A 15,219-nucleotide genomic window follows, 5' to 3' on the forward strand; every position below is an offset into this window, starting at 1 on the left:
ATTCAATGCACCGTGCAGACCATGCATGGGTCGAACGAGCGCACGATATGCTGCACGGCGACCGGTTCGATCTCGCCCTCGCGTACCGGAGCGTCGACCAGAGCCTGTTCGCAGACGCCGGGAACTCCGTTTTCGTCGCGGGGCGAAAAATTCCAGGTCGTCGGCGCGACGATCTGGTAATTGGCGATGCGCCCGTCGCGCACTTCCATCCAGTGGCCGAGCGCGCCCCGCGCCGCCTCGACAAGCCCTTCGCATTCGCCGTCGGTCGGCATCGCGGCGTGGGCGCAGAATGGCTCGCGTGGACGGATCGCGCGCACCCACGCCTCCATCAGCGGCAAGATGCGGGCGATCTCCAGCATGCGGGCGATGATGCGGGTGCGGGCATTGCCGCCGCCTCTGGCTACGAGATCGACGATCAGCGGATGGCCATCGACGATCTGGCGGGCCAGGGCACCGACCTCGACCACGGAACCGGCCAATCGCGGCGCCTTGCACCAGGTGTAGCCGCCCGGCGCATCGGGCTCCGGCAAGGTGAGACCATGGGAGGGATGAGCAGGAGCTGCAGGCCGCGCCAGCCAGGACGAGGCATGATCCTCCGCAATCTCGGCGGAGCGAAACGCACGGGGACGCCCCGCCTCGACGATGCCACGTCTGAAAGCGTGTCCGCCGTTCATGCCATAGGCGCCGTAGCTCAGATAGCGCCCGGTGCCGCGTCCAAGCTTGTCGAGCCCCATCGCCTTCGACACGACCAGGAAATGGCGGAGGTCGCCCCGCTCGGGCGGAGCCGCGTCCATCCACGCATCGAGAGCTGCTTCACTGTCAAGCGCAGTCACCCGCTCCAGCGTATCGGCGAATAGCGAGGTTTCGAGAAACCTGCGCAGGGACGCAACGGTAGCCAAAAGGCGCACCTGCTCGCTGCCCCCGACGGCCCGCGTCGTTCCACCAGGCTGAAGCCCCAGCGTATGCGGCCAGCGTCCGGCAAGTATCCCCATCAAATGCAGGAACTCGGCACGTGCCGGAAGAACCTCGCGCGCCGCCGTGCCGCTGACCGCCTTGAACCTGGCCTCGGCAGTGCCGAACCATGGCTCGGCCCGATACACCGCCCGCGCGAAATCCGGCATGAAGAACAAGTAGAAATGCGTCAGGTGATCGGCGGTATTTTCGGCCGCCGTCACCAGGTTCTGGACCAGTGCGCCGTTGTCCGGCACCGCGACGCCCTGCAACGCAGCGAGCGCGGTGGCCGCCGCCATCGACTGCGATACCGAGCAGATACCGCAAATTCGCGGCGTATAGACCAGGGCATCGCTCGGGCTCTTGCCGACCAGGATCTGTTCGAACCCGCGAAACAGCGGAGAGTTGATGAAGGCCGCGCGCACCGCTCCCCCATCGATATCGAGTTTGATCTCGAGATCGCCCTCAACCCTGTTGAACGGCCCCACGACCCGGCGCGTCATTTCTGGGGTTTTCCCTGGCGCCCCACCGGCGGCACCACGATGTGATCGGCGACGGCATTCTTCCGAAGCCGTTCCGGCGTTGCGGCCTTGGAGAGGGAGGCCAGCGCCACGAACCACGCTTTGGGCATGTCGGTCGGAAGACCGACCGGGATGCCGGCGCGCTTCGGCGTCAGCGTAAAGGGATGATCCAGTTCCTCGAATCCGGGCTCCGTGCAACTGATGCAGGGATAGCCGCCGCGCGTGCACGAGCCCTCTCCGTTCCAGAGCCGGATATTGCAGTCGGCGTGAACCTGGGTGCCCATGCAGCCGAGATGCTCCATCATGCATCCCATCTCGCTCAAATTGCGCGCGCTCGCCTTGAACTCATAGAATTCGTTGCGGGTGCAGCCGTGATGGACGAGATGATCGGCATAGAAACGCGGCCGGCCGATGCCGTCGAGGTCGGCTTCCGTCAATGTGCCGCCCGCCAGTTGCAGGAAGGTTTCGACGACCCACCCCGGATGAACGGGGCAACCGGAAACATTGATCACCGGCAGTCCGGATCGGGCCCGGAAGCGCGGTCCAAGCAGCCCGCCGGGCTCGCGCCCGTCATAGACGAGCCCACAGGCGTCCGAAGGATTGTCGCCCGCCGCCGTGATACCGCCGAAGGCCGCGCAGGTTCCGACAGCGACGACGTGGTTCGCCAGCGGCGCGAGATCGGCGATCAGATCCTTCATCGGCCGCTCGCTACCCGAGAGCATGTGAAAGCGTCCGGTCCCGCGCGGGCCGCGGATTACCGAACCTTCGAGGCAGAGGATGTCGAGCGGCTCCTCACCCGAAATCAGGCGCGCCAGGAGTTCGTGCAGTTCGAATCCGGTAGCCTCGCTGAGCGAGGGGTGCCACGCCAGATCGATGCCGGCGATATCCAGCGCGGTCAGCAGGTCGGGGGACTCCGCACCGATCAGCGAGAGTGTACAGCCGCCGCAGCCACCCGACTGCAACCACAAAAGGTTCAGGCGGCGAGGCTTACCGGGAAGGTTCTGCATCGGGCACCTCCTGCGCCGGCAAACGCAAGGTGAAGACTGCGCCGCCGTCCTCGTGATTGGCGCCGTCGAGCTGCCCGCCCAACTCCTCCGCGAGGCCATAGCTGACATAAAGGCCAAGCCCGGTTCCCTTGCCGATCGGCTTCGTCGTGAAGAACGGCTCGAACAGCCGCTTCATCACGTCGGCCGACATGCCGGGACCGAAGTCGCGCACGCGCACCACCACCCATTGGCCCTCGCGAGCGCCACTGACCACCAGCTTCGGTTCCGGCTGTTCGGCCATGACGTCGATGGCGTTTTGCACGAGGTTGACCATGATCTGATGAACCGGCCCGCGCCGGCTGACGACCTCGAGCCGGTCAGGCAAATCGAGCACGACCTCCGGCTTGATCCGCGTCGTCTTCACCACCCAGCTGATCGCCGTGCGAACCACGCGGCTTACATTGAAATTCTCCAGCGGCTCGGTCTGGGAACTGGAGAAGCGGCGCAGATCCTGGACGATTTCGCTCACGCGTTCGGCTCCCTCGAGGGTGCCTTCGACGAGCGGGCCGACGTCGAGCAGAATGCGGTCGATCTTCAGGGAATTGCGCAATTTAAGCAGTTGGTCCGGGCTTTCGCCCCGGTCGATCGCCTGAAGATATTTGGTGAGCCGCCCGCCATAGCGCTTCAGCGCATGCATATTGCCGAACACGAAACTGATCGGATTGTTGAGTTCGTGGGCGACGCCGGCGACGAGACGGCCAAGTGCAGCCATCTTCTCGGAGAACACCAGCTGCTTCTGCGCCTGACGCAGATCCTGATGAGCGGCGGCGAGTTCGGTATAGGCGCGACGCAGCTCGCCGACCGGACGGCCGATCAGCACGAGACCGACGAAGCGCCCCTTGTGATCGCATCGTGACGAGCAGCTCATCGACAGCAGCGTGGGCGTCCCGGTGCGGTCGATGAACGAAACCTCGCAATCTCCGAGGCCCACACCGCCGTGCAGCTTCGAGCGCAGCTCGTCGAACAGCGGCTCCTGGCCGGGAGCCAACAGCACCTCCAGCGGCTGCCCGGTGAGCGACTTGCCGCTTTGCCCCGTGAGCCGCTCGAGCGCCTGATTGACCTGTTCGATGCGGCCCGCCCGGTCGCAGACGATCAGCACGTCTGTCATGGCAGCGACCACGCTGTCGATGAACTGGCGCGCCTCCTCCAGCTCGGCGTTCTTCTGCTCCAGTTCGACCTGGGATTGAACAAGCTCGGAATAGACCTCGTCCATCTTGCGGATCACGTCGATCCAGGCGTCCTCGGACGCCGGCGACAACGCAATGGCCTCGGCCACGCCGGCCCGCTCGATCAGCCCAGACGGGCCGTCCTTGTCATGCGGCGTCAACACGGACAAGTTCCGATACTCCTCTGCCACTCAGGAGGCCGCCTTGCTGCGGGAGCGCGGATCGATCGGTTCGATCTTCTCCAGCCCGTAACGCTCAAGCTTGGCCCGAAGCCCGACGCGAGACAAGCCGAGTTCCTTGGCTGCCCGGCTTTTGTTCCATTTGTGGCGAATCAGCGTTTCCTTCAGTATGCGGGCCTCGAGTTGCTCGATGCGCTCTTTCAGGGGGCCATCGAGGCCAACCAGCATCGCGACATCCTCCGCCTCGTCCTCGGGAGCTGCGCGCAAGATCCTGCGCGATAGCAGCTCCGCACCGAGCAGCCCGTTCTCCGGCCCCATGACCAGCAGATGCTGGATCTCGTTCTGCAGCTCCCGGACATTCCCCGGCCAATGATAGGCTTCCATGCAGGCGAGCGCCTCATCGGTGAGGCCCTCGACATGCTTGCCGAATTGCTTCTGCGCCTTCTCGAGCAGCATGCGCGCTATGATCGGGATGTCCATGGGGCGGTCGCGTAGCGCCGGGACATGAATGGTGACAGCCGCGAGGCGGTAATAGAGGTCCTCACGGAAGCGTCCTTCCCGCACTTCCTGCTCCAGAACGCGATTGGTGGCGGCGATCACACGAACGTCGACCTTGCGCGACGCGCCGCGGCCAACGGGGCGGATCTCGCCCTCCTGCAGCACGCGCAGCAGCTTGGCCTGGAACGCCGGCGAGATCTCACCGATCTCGTCGAGAAACACAGTGCCGCCGTCGGCGCGCTCGAACAGCCCGGTATGATCTTCGACGGCGCCCGTGAAGGCGCCACGCTTGTGACCGAACAGCTCGCTTTCGAGCAATTCATCCGGCATGGCGGCGCAGTTCTCGACGACGAACGGCTTGTTCCAGCGCAGGCTGTTGTAGTGCAGGGCGCGGGCGACCAGTTCCTTGCCGGTACCCGATTCGCCGGACACCAGCACCGAGACGTCGAAGGGCGCGACGCGTAACAACCGCTCGCAAACCTCGTTCAACGGACTGTCGGCGGCCCGAACGATGCCATCGTCGCTATGATACTGCGCTTTCAATTCCTGCCGGCGAGAGGCGACGACTCTCTCCGCCCGTGTCGCCGACATCTTCAATTCGACGGCAAGCAGTTCGTTCTCGCGCTGCAGGCGGTACAGGCGAACGGCATTCTGGATGGTGAGGATCAGGGCCTCGGGTTGCCAGGGCTTCGTTACGTACTGGTAGATACCGGCATCGTTGATGCCGCTGATGATGTCATCGGCGTCGGTATAGCCGGAGATGATCATGCGCACGGCGTCCGGCCAGCGCGCGCGCACGGATTTGAGAAACTCCACACCCGTCATATCCGGCATACGCTGGTCGCACAGCACGACCTCGACGATTTCGTTTTCCAGGATGGTCTCGGCATCATGAACGGTAACGGCCGTGCGGATGTCGAAGTCCTCCTCGAGGATGCGCTGCAGTGCCTCGACGCTGCGCAACTCGTCATCGACGACGAGGACGGTTGGTAATCGGGTCATGACGCCATCCTCCGAGGGAACAGACATCGTCGATCGCGATGACGCGCGATGGTTATCGGCGTCCGGGATTTCGCAACCTTGCGCACGAAATTCGATCGCGCCACATGGTAGCTCGGATCGAAGCCATAGAAATTGCGGCGCATGTGCTCGAGCTCCTCGGCGCGATAGAGTGCGAGCGGCTTGTCGGCCTCGTCGGCGTCACGGAGGCGGACCTTGCCGGCGATGCGAGCCGACCAGTCGGGCTCGTCGACGAGCGCCTCGGCGCGCCCCATCACCGAACGCGTGAACGACGCGCGCGCTCCCGCAATACTGTCATCGGCCAGACCCAGCGCGACCGCTTCGGCCGCCCCGACCGGCAAACGCGCTTCGGTTACGTTTCGGGCGGCGGCGAGCCCGGCCCTTCGCGGCAACAGATACGTCCACAATTCCGACCCGAACAGATTGCCCATGTCCTTGTAATGCGGATTGAGCACCACGCCGTCGCGCAACCACACAAGATCGGCGGTGCGCGCGAGAAACACCCCGCCGGCGCCGGCATTGCCGCCGAGCGCGGCGACGGTCAGTTGGTTCCGGGTGCGCACGATGGCCTCGGCCAGATCGTCAAGCGCATTGATATTGGCCCACGACTCGTCCGCCGGGCTGCGCGCCGCCTCGATCAGGTTGAGGTCCATGCCGTTGGACCAGAACTCCGTGCCGCCGAGCAGCACGATGACTTTGGTGGGACGTCTGGTCGCCATGCGATAGGCGGCCAACAGGCGCCTGGTCGCCTCGGTGCCCATGGCCCCGTTGTAGAAGTCGAAATGAAGCATGCCGACAGCGCCGGCCTCACGGTAGGCGATCTCGCCGAAGCCGGTCGGCGCATCGACCGGGACAACGGGCAATCCTGCGACCTCGCGCGCCAGCACGTGGGTTGCGGGCAGCTTGAAGGGATGTTCGCCGGCCGGCTCGCGAAGGTGACCGATCCACACCGCTCCATTGATCGTCGCACGCGCGATCGCCGGACCCGACCACGCCACGACCGAGCCGGGCGGCCCAGCCAAACCCGTCGCGGCCTTGCCGTTGTAGAGATGGACAATGCGGTCGAACATCCGGTCCCGGACGCCGGGATTGCCGTCGCCGCTGCGGATTTTCGCCAGCACGCGAGCCGTTGTGTCGGAGGACCAGTCGATGGCACGATCGACCTGACTCATGGCGGGGCGCTGGCGGCCGCGCACCCCTGCTGCTGCAGGGGCGACCCGTTCGGGTGCGAATCCCCCCTTCGCGAAGCGATCGACCGCCTCGAGCACGGCCGCAACCGCCGCCTCCGTCACTTCGTCGCGATAGAGGCTCGACTTGGCTACGTCCCGCATCGGGAACTCGCAAGAGGCCCACACCGGGCCGGCGTCCATCTCCGCTTCCGCCTGCAACACCGTGACGCCCCAACTGGTCTCCGACTCGAGGATCGCCCAGTCCAGCGACGAGGGCCCGCGATCGCCCCTGATACCCGGATGGACAATGAAGCACGGCACCCGGCGCCACACGCTCTCGGCGATCGCCCGCTTCAGGAACGGCGCGATGACGAGATCGGGACCGGCGAGCTCGACGGCCTCGCGCGTCACGGCGTCGTTGATGTCGAGCTCGACCGTAACGTCATGCCCCCGCTCCCGCAGTTCGACGAACAGCCGCTGCGCGAGGCTGTTGAAGGCGTGGGTGAGGAGCAGGATGCGCATGGCGTCAACAGATCCTTGGCAATTGTTCGCCGGCGAGCCAGTCGACAATGCGCTCGCCGCCGAACGCGGTCCGCATCTGGACGAAGGCGAGATCGTCGGCGACGGCCTCGCCGATCTTCGCCGCCTCTTGCCCGAGAGGATGGGCGCGCATGACGGCCAGCAGGCGATCGGCGTCGGCCGGCGCGCAGATTGCGATGAGCTTGCCTTCGTTGGCAATATAAAGCGGATCGAGGCCGAGCAGCTCGCACGCGGCCCGCACGTCGGCCTTCATCGGGATCGCCGCCTCGTCGAGCCGCAATCCGACTCGCGATTGCTGGGCGATCTCGTTCAGCGTGGAGGCGAGCCCGCCCCGCGTCGGGTCGCGCAGCACCCGGATGCCCGGCACGGCCGCCACCATGTCGGCAACGAGACCATGCAGCGCGGCGCTGTCCGACACGATTTCGGTCTCGAAGGCCAGGTTCTCGCGCTTCGACAGGATAGCGACCCCGTGGTCGCCGATGCTGCCATTGAGCAGAATGACGTCGCCCGGTCGCGCCTTGTCGCCCGAGACATCGACACCTTCGGGAATGACGCCGACCCCGGTCGTTGTGATGAACACCCCGTCACCCTTGCCGCGCTCTACCACCTTGGTGTCACCGGTGACGATCGACACGCCAGCGAGCCGCGACGCCGCCGCCATGGAAACGACGATGCGCTCGAGATCAGCAAGCGGAAAGCCCTGCTCCAGGATGAATGCCGCGGACAGATAGAGCGGACGGGCACCGGCCATGGCGACGTCGTTGATGGTGCCATGCACGGCGAGCGAGCCGATATCTCCACCGGGGAAGAAGATCGGCGAGACCACGTGCCCGTCGGTACTGATGACCAGACGGCCGGCAGGCGGCTGAAACGCCGCCTGGTCGTTGCCGGCGCGAAGCATCGGGTTGTCGAAGTGTCGCACGAACAACGCCTGCACCAGTTCGGCCGTGGCCCGGCCGCCGCTGCCGTGCATCATATCGACGGATCCCGAGAGCGGGACCGCGCCGCCGACGAAGCGAGCATCATGCGCGGTCATGCGGCGGCCTCCGTGGAGCGCGCGGCCGGCCGGGCCTGTTGACGGAAGCGGCCATAGCTCCAATAGGCGGCGCAGGCGCCCTCGGAGGAGACCATGCAGGATCCGATCGGGCTCTCCGGCGTGCAGACCGTGCCGAACAGCTTGCAGTCGGTGGGCTTCTTGGCGCCACGCAGGATCGAGGGGCACTCGCAGCTCTTGGCATCGCGGGCGGGCTTGGTCTCGACGCCGAACCGCAGCTCGGCGTCGAACGCGGCGAATTGCGGCCGGATGCGCAACGCGCTGTAGGGTACGAGTCCAAGGCCGCGCCACTCGAACGAAGACCGCAGCTCGAAGACCTCGGCGACGAGCGCCTGTGCCTTGCGATTGCCTTCGCGTGTGACGACACGGGCATACTGGTTCTCGACCTCGTGCCGGCCGTCATTGAGCTGGCGGATAATCATCAGCGTCGCTTGCATCACGTCGAGCGGCTCGAATCCGGCAATCACCACCGGGCGTTGATACTCCTGCGCGAAGAACTCGTAGGGTTGACTGCCGATCACGGAGCTGACATGCGAGGGACCGAGGAAACCGTCGATCGCCACCGTGCCGATTTCGCGCACCTCGGGGCTTTCGAGGATATGCGTGATCGCGGCAGGTGTCAGCACGTGATTGCAGAACACCGAGAAATTCTTCAGTCCGGCCGCGGCGGCCTGCTTCAGCACGACAGCCGTCGGCGGTGTCGTCGTCTCAAATCCGATGGCGAACAGAACCACTTCGCGATCGGGATTTTCGACCGCGATGCGCAACGCATCCTGCGTCGAATAGATCATCCGGACGTCGGCGCCTTCGGCTTTGGCCTTGAGCAGGCTGCGCCGCCCGGTGGCAGGCACCCGCATCATGTCACCATAGGTACACAGCGTCACCCTCGGATCGCCGGCGAGTTCGAGGGCGTTATCGACGCGGCCGATCGGCAGCACGCAGACCGGACAGCCCGGACCATGCACGAAGCGCAGATTGGCCGGCATCAGATCCTGCACACCGTAGCGAAAGATCGCATGGGTATGCCCGCCGCAGAATTCCATGACATTGTAGGTGTGTGACGGATCGGCCTCACGGGCGATGGCCGCGGCCAGTCCATGCGCGAGATCGCCGGCGCGGAACTCGTCGACATATTTCATGGCGCGCTCCCTTCGGCGAACTCGGCTTCCGGATTCTCGCCCGCTTCTCGCATCAGGGCGAGCGTGCGATCGGCCTCTTCCGGCGACAATCGATGCAATGCGAACCCGACATGGACCAGTACGAAGTCGCCGACCGAAACCTCGTCGAGCAGCGCGACGGAGATTTCCTTCTTTACCGGCCCAAGGGCGACGACCGCCATCTCGCGGCTCTCGTCGATCGATACGATCTCGGCGGGCAATGCCAGGCACATGTGTCAAACTCCCTATAGTGCCGCTGCCTTGACCTCGCCATTGGGGAAGGCGAGCGTGCGCGCGGCCTGCAGCCACGCGATCCACGCCGCCATGCCCGTCCCGGTCCTGGCCGAGACCTCGATGACCTTGATCCGCGGGTTGACCTTGCGGGCGTTGGCTACGCAGGCCTTGGCGTCGAAATCGAGATGCGGCAGCAGATCGACCTTCGACAGCAGCATCAGGTCGGCGGATGCGAACATGTCGGGATATTTCAGCGGCTTGTCCTCGCCCTCGGTCACGGACAGCACGACGACGCGGTGCGCTTCCCCGAGACCGAAGGCCGCCGGACAAACCAGATTGCCGACGTTTTCGATGAACAGCACCGTCCCATCCGCGGGCCGCAAGGTCTCGACAGCATGGCCGATCATATGGGCGTCGAGATGACAGCCTTTGCCAGTGTTGATCTGAAGTGCCGGAACGCCCGTTGCGCGGATGCGCTCGGCATCGTTACTGGTCTGCTGGTCGCCTTCGATCACGGCGACCGGCGCCTGAGCCTTGAGCAGTTCGAGCGTGGCGACGAGCAGCGTGGTTTTGCCTGAGCCCGGACTGGAAACGACATTGAGGGCCAGGATGCCGCCGGCGTCGAAGCGAGCCCGGTTGGCGGCGGCATAGGCATCGTTCTTCGCCAGGATATCCTGCTCGATTTGCACCATACGGGTCTGGCTGAGACCGGGCGCATGGGCGCGGGCCGGGCTGGCGCCGAAATCGATCACCGCGGCCCCGTGATGGTGATGCTGATGTTCGTGATGATGATGATCATCATCATGATGAGGACCATCGTGATGGTGATGCCCGTGACCATCATCGTGGCCTTGGCCATGATGATGCTCGTGGTGATCGCCATGATGATGGCGCCCATCATGGTGCTCGTGGCTATGCACGGTCCCATCGGCATGGGTGTGCTGGTGAGGCCTGGCCTTCGCCGCGCCTTCGATGGTGGTTTCGCCCGTCGCGCATCCGCAAACTGTACACATCAGTCGACCTCCAGCTCCTTGATCCTCAGTTCATCCCCCGAGGTCATCTGCAATTGATGGCCGCCGCATTCGGGGCAGGCGTCGAAACGCCTGGCGACCGCCACACTCTTGCAGCACTGCAGACACCAGGCCTGTGCGGGGCTCGTTTCGATTTCCAGCCGCGCGCCGTCCGCCAGCGTTCCCTTGACGACGACGTCGAACGAAAATCGCAGCGATTGCTCCTCGACGCTGGCCAGCGGGCCGATTTCCAGCCAGACGGTCCTGACGCGCGTGTAATGCTGCCGGCGGGCCTGCTCCTGCAGCGTGGTCAGAATGCTTTCGGCCAGCGCCATCTCGTGCATCAGTGCACCGCAAGACTGTATTCGACGCAAGGGTCGAATGCCGTAATCATCAGGTCCGCCAGGCCGCGCGCATCGCTGCGCCCGCTGCCCGCGATCAACGCCAAGGCCCGCGCCGCAGCACCCTCGGGGTGGAAGTTCCATTCGGTCGGGGCCACTATCAGATAGCGCTCCACTACACCGTGCTGGATCTCTATGCCGTGGATCAGCCGGCCGCGCGCGGCTTCGCTGCGAGCAATGCCGATGCCGGCCCGGCATGCTCCAACCGCGTCGTCGCCTTCGCTCCCCGCCTCGATAAGGGCCGTCATCCGATCCGGCAGGCCCGCAAGTTCGACGAGGCGCGCGACGAGACGCGCGCCGATGCCATGCCCGCGCCCGTCGCCAAGCGCCTGGATCAGCGGATGCCGGACCTGCCGCGACAGCGCCGTGGTTTCCCGTGGGCGCCCCTCCCAGGTCGGCAGCGCGATGAACCGTTCGGCGCCTTCGCCAAACAACATATCGGTGAGCTCCGCGTCATTGATATCCGGTACGGCATCAATGGAAACGGAGCCGATCTGCAAGGCATCGGAGCGCAGGGTCCGTTGCAACAGAAGCTGGGTGGGCAGCATACCCGCCTGCGCCCAGCCTTCGAGATCCGCCAACGTGCTCCGCGCGAGCCAGGTCTCCGCCGGTTCGCCGAACACAGCTGCCTCCAGCAGATCGCAGAGATCGTCGACTGCGCTTTCGACCCCTGCGATATCGCAGGTGGTCATGCTGCCGGGCTCAAACACCCTTCCGCCACTCGTCAACGCCCGCCGGAACCTTTGGTCGAGCCCCATCACCCGGCCCAACATTGCTGGATCGGTCGTCATCGCCATGCAGCGCGGCCAATCCATCACAACCCGCAACAGATGTTCGCGGGCGGTTTCCGCCAGCATGAGAATGTCGCGTATCCGCCTGGTTTCGGATGATGTCGCGATGCCGAGCGCGCGCTCGCACGCCGTCGCCGCCGCCGTGCCCTGCGCCATGCCGCAAACGCTGAACACCAGTGGCACCAGACTGGTGACTTCGGCCGGCCGGCGGCCGCGGAACATCCGCGTCACCCCGTGCGGGCGACGCGAAGCGATTCGGGCCGAGGCCGACGAGCCCGACCGGCACGTAAGATCGATATCCAGGCGCCCCGCAATCGTCATGGCTCGACAACCTCGGTTTCAGGATTGCGGCCGAACAATAGACCGCGCCGCGACAGCTTCCCAGCCTCCATCGCCTCCCCGCCGGGACGGGAGCTCGCCGCAGCGGCCTGTTCCGGCGATCCGGCATCGGCCGCCTCCGTCACATCTGGCGCCAGACCGGCGTCGAACAGCACCGCAATCGCGGATTCGGCGGTGATCACCGCCGCACCGTGGCTTTCGAACTCCAGCACCGGCGAAAACAGCGAGCACATCTGGTAGCGCCCCAGATCGCCCTCCTCACCCACGATAAATTCGAAACGTCCGGCGGGAAAGCTGTGGGCAACGGTGCCGCCGAGTTGCAGGGCGCGGTAGTCCTGCGTCTGCTCGGGCGTGCGCGGCAGCAGCATCATATTGATGAACCACGGCGTTACCAGTGCCGACAGCCAGCCTGCCTCCACCGCGCGCGTCCCGACGGCCTTGATTCCAAGCGCGGCGTTGAGAATTGGCACGTCATGCATCCGCTCGCGATGCACCCGTTCGAAAGCAGCCTCGAGCCCGGCGGCGACCGCGCGCAGCTCCGCGTCCGCCGGCGTGGGATCGGGCCTGAGGTCAGCCATGTGCTTCACCGTCGAGCACGAGAAATCCGTCCTTGGCGCCGTCGCAATTGGGACATGTCCAGTGCTCCGGCAACCCGGTGAAGGGTGTACCGGCCGGGATCTGCCAATAGGTATCTCCCTCGGCCGGATCGTAGACGTACCAGCAGATCTTGCACTCCAGCCGCGTGGCGTCGTCGATCTTGGCGTTATCGCCGCCGAACGAGCCTGCGAAGAAATGATCGCTCACAGGTAGACGTCCAGAATTTCGCCGAGCCGCTGCGCGCTGTCCTCGAGATCCTCCGGCGCCGCGCAGGCCACGCTCGGGATCTCGGTGATCTCGATTGTGTTCAGGATGACCGCCTCGCGGGAGTTGAAGTAGCGCACATACCAAGCATTGCGCGTTGCCGTCGATGAAATGCGGCAATTGCCGTAGCCGCGCGACAGGATCGTCACCGAGCCCGGTCCGAGCCGCGCATCGAGGTAGCTGACGTCCTCGTCGCTGAGCGGCAGTAGGCTCAGATTGATGACATGGGCGTCGACGCCCGGCCGCCAGGCGGCCAATTTGTCGGTCATTTCCGTGACCAGGGCCGGTGCATTGTAGACCATGGCGGGCAGCGGCCCGTCGTGAGACGCCAAGGCGGGCGCTGCGGCATCCTGAGCCGACGGCAGCACGCAGCGGGGAAAGCCGCCGACCTCGATCGTGTCCCTCTGCAGACGGCCCGCCTGATCCAGTTCGTGAACGCGCCACACACCGGCCAGAACCGATTCCTGCGCCTGGATGGTACTGCCCGCGACGATGCTGACCTCGCCGTCGCCGAGGACCTGATCCACGAAAGCCCGGTTTTGCCTGTCGAGACCGCCGAGGTCAAAGCTTGCGCTTTTCCCTTCGGCGAGCGCATCGCGGACTTCAGCCAGAAGCGCGAGCGCCGAATCGATGTTCTCGACTTCGTCCGGCTCCGGCACTGCGGGCATGGCGTAAGTCCGCATCGCCTTCGGCATTTCCATGTAGGCGAGTTCGGCGCCGTCCGCGTCGGCCGGCTGGGTTCCAGGTCCGACGACCCCCATGTTGATCCCGCTCATGCGATGTCTCCCGAATGATCGTGGCTGTCCGGTCCGGTTGCCCTCAGATGCGCGGCAATACTCTCGGGCAGATTGAAGGGCGGCGGCTCGCTGGGGCTGCACGCCAGAATGGCCTCGATCTCGGCAAAGTAATCCTGCCAGTCGAGCAGCCGGGTGATCGCACCGAGATAGCCGCGGCGCCGCAGAAACACGAAAGCCGGAAAGGTCTTGAAGCGGAAGCGCCGCTGCAGCGCGCGCTCGGAGGCCTTCTCAACCAATGCCGGCGCCAGGCGCCCGTCGAACGGCTTCATCAACTCCGCAACGATGACGGCGGCATCATTGCTCTCGACCAGGCGGTCGGCATCGCCGGGGAAGAACAGCAGGGAATGCTCGTGGGCATCGAGAAAGGCGTCCACATTCGCCTCGCCGACCAGGCTGAACCCGTGCCTTTCAACCAGCGCGTCAATGAGGGGCGTCGACATCGGCAAAATCCTTTCAGGATGACGGCAGGTGAATTTGGAGATGGGGCGGAAGTTCCGGCTCACGGCCGGCAAGGTCGGGAAAGAGTTCGTCGATGCCTTCGGTGTTCCCGGCGAGAGCCAGCCTGAGCGCGTCGAGCGCATTGCCGATGAGCGACGCCTGTTCTGAGGTCACCACCTCCCGTGCGGCGTCGAGAAAAACCAGAACCCAGGTCCCTTCCGGCTGGTCGCCGACAAGGCGCATGTCGATCTCGCGGCTCTCGCCTGCGGCTTCGCAGACGGCGTATCCGAATCCCGGCCTGATCACCTTCATGGGCACGCCGATGCACATCACCGCGCTCCCTGCATTTGCGGCGGCTGTTGATCGGCAGCCGCGACATCGGCCTGTTCCGTCATGACCAGCACGCGCGGATCGCCGAAGCGGCAGGCGTCCTCGGCGGAGGGCCGCTGCGCCTCGTAACGCGACATCACCATGTGTTCGCAGGCGAGCGTCTCCGTCTCCAGCAGCGGGACATCGCGCAGACGGCCGCCTATCCCGAAGCGGGCGAGGAAATCGATCGCGTGCTGGATCGCCGGACCGATACGCGCCTTCATCTCGTCGCGCAGCGAGCCGCCGAAGTCGTCGAGTTCCACCGGCTGCACGCCGATCAGATACAGGTGCTGCGTCGCGCCGCCGAGAAGTTCGGCCGTGGCCAGCACTTCCTGAAATCCAGTCTGGTGCAGGCTGATCTTTTTCGCGCCGAGAAACTTGGGCACTTCGTCGCCCTCGACCAGCTTGATCGTACCGGGCGGCAGGCCGTAATCGACGGCATCGAACACGATCAGGATATCGGCCTCGCGCACATGCTGCACGAGATAGAGGCCCTGCGTGCCTCCATCCATCAGGCGGACATTCCCGGGCCACTCATAAAGGCGGTGCATGGCCTCGACGGCCCGCACACCAAAGCCCTCATCGGCCCATAGCAGATTTCCGATCCCGATAATCAGGACCTTCGGCGTTTCCATCGCACGCCTCCTCGTTCTTGATTGCCGAGCGTTGCGTAACAAC

17 protein-coding genes are annotated in these 15,219 nt (G+C 65.2%); all 17 read right to left on the reverse strand.

Annotation, left to right across the window (positions count from 1 at the left end; translation table 11 throughout):
* Positions 1-2: 2 nt before the first annotated feature.
* Genes KMZ68_RS20210 through KMZ68_RS20290 form a run of 17 tightly spaced genes read right to left on the reverse strand, consistent with a single transcriptional unit; the run spans position 3 to position 15,176 of the window.
* Positions 3-1,454, reverse strand: coding sequence for a nickel-dependent hydrogenase large subunit (locus tag KMZ68_RS20210; RefSeq protein ID WP_215612928.1), 1,452 nt, complete (start codon positions 1,452-1,454; stop codon positions 3-5).
* The gene (locus tag KMZ68_RS20215; RefSeq protein WP_215612929.1) at positions 1,451-2,479 is read right to left on the reverse strand and encodes a HupU protein; all 1,029 of its coding nucleotides are present in this window, start codon (positions 2,477-2,479) and stop codon (positions 1,451-1,453) included. The genes KMZ68_RS20210 and KMZ68_RS20215 overlap by 4 nt, the downstream gene beginning before the upstream one ends.
* Positions 2,460-3,848, reverse strand: coding sequence for a sensor histidine kinase (locus KMZ68_RS20220; protein WP_249779658.1), 1,389 nt, complete (start codon positions 3,846-3,848; stop codon positions 2,460-2,462). Before KMZ68_RS20220 ends, KMZ68_RS20215 begins: the two co-directional genes overlap by 20 nt.
* Positions 3,849-3,875: 27 nt before the next feature.
* On the reverse strand, positions 3,876-5,363 hold the full coding sequence (locus KMZ68_RS20225) for a sigma-54-dependent transcriptional regulator (protein ID WP_215612930.1): 1,488 nt from the start codon (positions 5,361-5,363) through the stop codon (positions 3,876-3,878).
* Positions 5,360-7,072 carry an enoyl-CoA hydratase-related protein gene (locus KMZ68_RS20230; protein WP_215612931.1) on the reverse strand — a complete coding sequence of 571 codons (1,713 nt, stop codon included), beginning with the start codon at positions 7,070-7,072 and terminating at the stop codon, positions 5,360-5,362. The genes KMZ68_RS20225 and KMZ68_RS20230 overlap by 4 nt, the downstream gene beginning before the upstream one ends.
* Positions 7,073-7,076: 4 nt before the next feature.
* Positions 7,077-8,126: a hydrogenase expression/formation protein HypE gene (hypE, locus tag KMZ68_RS20235; RefSeq protein ID WP_215612932.1), complete on the reverse strand. Its 1,050-nt coding sequence runs from the start codon at positions 8,124-8,126 to the stop codon at positions 7,077-7,079.
* Positions 8,123-9,283, reverse strand: coding sequence for a hydrogenase formation protein HypD (hypD, locus tag KMZ68_RS20240; protein ID WP_215612933.1), 1,161 nt, complete (start codon positions 9,281-9,283; stop codon positions 8,123-8,125). The genes hypE and hypD overlap by 4 nt, the downstream gene beginning before the upstream one ends.
* Positions 9,280-9,534, reverse strand: coding sequence for a HypC/HybG/HupF family hydrogenase formation chaperone (locus tag KMZ68_RS20245; RefSeq protein WP_215612934.1), 255 nt, complete (start codon positions 9,532-9,534; stop codon positions 9,280-9,282). Before KMZ68_RS20245 ends, hypD begins: the two co-directional genes overlap by 4 nt.
* A 12-nt stretch (positions 9,535-9,546) precedes the next feature.
* Positions 9,547-10,548: a hydrogenase nickel incorporation protein HypB gene (gene hypB / locus KMZ68_RS20250; RefSeq protein ID WP_215612935.1), complete on the reverse strand. Its 1,002-nt coding sequence runs from the start codon at positions 10,546-10,548 to the stop codon at positions 9,547-9,549.
* Positions 10,548-10,889: a hydrogenase maturation nickel metallochaperone HypA gene (gene hypA / locus KMZ68_RS20255; RefSeq protein ID WP_215612936.1), complete on the reverse strand. Its 342-nt coding sequence runs from the start codon at positions 10,887-10,889 to the stop codon at positions 10,548-10,550. Before hypA ends, hypB begins: the two co-directional genes overlap by 1 nt.
* Complete coding sequence (locus tag KMZ68_RS20260) at positions 10,889-12,058, reverse strand: nickel-dependent hydrogenase large subunit (RefSeq protein WP_215612937.1); 1,170 nt, start codon at positions 12,056-12,058, stop codon at positions 10,889-10,891. The genes hypA and KMZ68_RS20260 overlap by 1 nt, the downstream gene beginning before the upstream one ends.
* Positions 12,055-12,654 carry a [NiFe]-hydrogenase assembly chaperone HybE gene (gene hybE, locus KMZ68_RS20265; protein ID WP_215612938.1) on the reverse strand — a complete coding sequence of 200 codons (600 nt, stop codon included), beginning with the start codon at positions 12,652-12,654 and terminating at the stop codon, positions 12,055-12,057. The genes KMZ68_RS20260 and hybE overlap by 4 nt, the downstream gene beginning before the upstream one ends.
* Positions 12,647-12,880, reverse strand: a complete 234-nt coding sequence (locus KMZ68_RS20270; RefSeq protein WP_215612939.1) for a rubredoxin — start codon at positions 12,878-12,880, stop codon at positions 12,647-12,649. Before KMZ68_RS20270 ends, hybE begins: the two co-directional genes overlap by 8 nt.
* Positions 12,877-13,698, reverse strand: a complete 822-nt coding sequence (locus KMZ68_RS20275) for a hydrogenase expression/formation protein (protein WP_249779427.1) — start codon at positions 13,696-13,698, stop codon at positions 12,877-12,879. The genes KMZ68_RS20270 and KMZ68_RS20275 overlap by 4 nt, the downstream gene beginning before the upstream one ends.
* A gap of 11 nt (positions 13,699-13,709) precedes the next feature.
* Positions 13,710-14,237, reverse strand: a complete 528-nt coding sequence (locus KMZ68_RS20280) for a hydrogenase-1 expression HyaE (protein ID WP_249779659.1) — start codon at positions 14,235-14,237, stop codon at positions 13,710-13,712.
* Positions 14,188-14,502: a HypC/HybG/HupF family hydrogenase formation chaperone gene (locus KMZ68_RS20285; RefSeq protein WP_215612941.1), complete on the reverse strand. Its 315-nt coding sequence runs from the start codon at positions 14,500-14,502 to the stop codon at positions 14,188-14,190. Before KMZ68_RS20285 ends, KMZ68_RS20280 begins: the two co-directional genes overlap by 50 nt.
* Entirely contained in the window at positions 14,502-15,176 is a 675-nt protein-coding gene (locus tag KMZ68_RS20290) for a HyaD/HybD family hydrogenase maturation endopeptidase (RefSeq protein ID WP_215612942.1), read from the reverse strand. Before KMZ68_RS20290 ends, KMZ68_RS20285 begins: the two co-directional genes overlap by 1 nt.
* Between the last annotated feature and the right edge of the window lie 43 nt (positions 15,177-15,219).

The organism is Bradyrhizobium sediminis (assembly GCF_018736105.1).
Taxonomy (GTDB): Bacteria; Pseudomonadota; Alphaproteobacteria; order Rhizobiales; family Xanthobacteraceae; genus Bradyrhizobium.

Excerpts from the sequence above, each read along its gene's own strand:
- KMZ68_RS20210 (WP_215612928.1), bottom strand. The coding sequence starts at position 1,454 with ATGACGCGCCGGGTCGTGGGGCCGTTCAACAGGGTTGAGGGCGATCTC.
- KMZ68_RS20215 (WP_215612929.1), bottom strand. The coding sequence starts at position 2,479 with ATGCAGAACCTTCCCGGTAAGCCTCGCCGCCTGAACCTTTTGTGGTTG.
- KMZ68_RS20225 (WP_215612930.1), bottom strand. The coding sequence starts at position 5,363 with ATGACCCGATTACCAACCGTCCTCGTCGTCGATGACGAGTTGCGCAGC.
- KMZ68_RS20230 (WP_215612931.1), bottom strand. The coding sequence starts at position 7,072 with ATGCGCATCCTGCTCCTCACCCACGCCTTCAACAGCCTCGCGCAGCGG.
- hypE (WP_215612932.1), bottom strand. The coding sequence starts at position 8,126 with ATGACCGCGCATGATGCTCGCTTCGTCGGCGGCGCGGTCCCGCTCTCG.
- hypD (WP_215612933.1), bottom strand. The coding sequence starts at position 9,283 with ATGAAATATGTCGACGAGTTCCGCGCCGGCGATCTCGCGCATGGACTG.
- KMZ68_RS20245 (WP_215612934.1), bottom strand. The coding sequence starts at position 9,534 with ATGTGCCTGGCATTGCCCGCCGAGATCGTATCGATCGACGAGAGCCGC.
- hypB (WP_215612935.1), bottom strand. The coding sequence starts at position 10,548 with ATGTGTACAGTTTGCGGATGCGCGACGGGCGAAACCACCATCGAAGGC.
- hypA (WP_215612936.1), bottom strand. The coding sequence starts at position 10,889 with ATGCACGAGATGGCGCTGGCCGAAAGCATTCTGACCACGCTGCAGGAG.
- KMZ68_RS20260 (WP_215612937.1), bottom strand. The coding sequence starts at position 12,058 with ATGACGATTGCGGGGCGCCTGGATATCGATCTTACGTGCCGGTCGGGC.
- hybE (WP_215612938.1), bottom strand. The coding sequence starts at position 12,654 with ATGGCTGACCTCAGGCCCGATCCCACGCCGGCGGACGCGGAGCTGCGC.
- KMZ68_RS20275 (WP_249779427.1), bottom strand. The coding sequence starts at position 13,698 with ATGGGGGTCGTCGGACCTGGAACCCAGCCGGCCGACGCGGACGGCGCC.
- KMZ68_RS20285 (WP_215612941.1), bottom strand. The coding sequence starts at position 14,502 with ATGTGCATCGGCGTGCCCATGAAGGTGATCAGGCCGGGATTCGGATAC.
- KMZ68_RS20290 (WP_215612942.1), bottom strand. The coding sequence starts at position 15,176 with ATGGAAACGCCGAAGGTCCTGATTATCGGGATCGGAAATCTGCTATGG.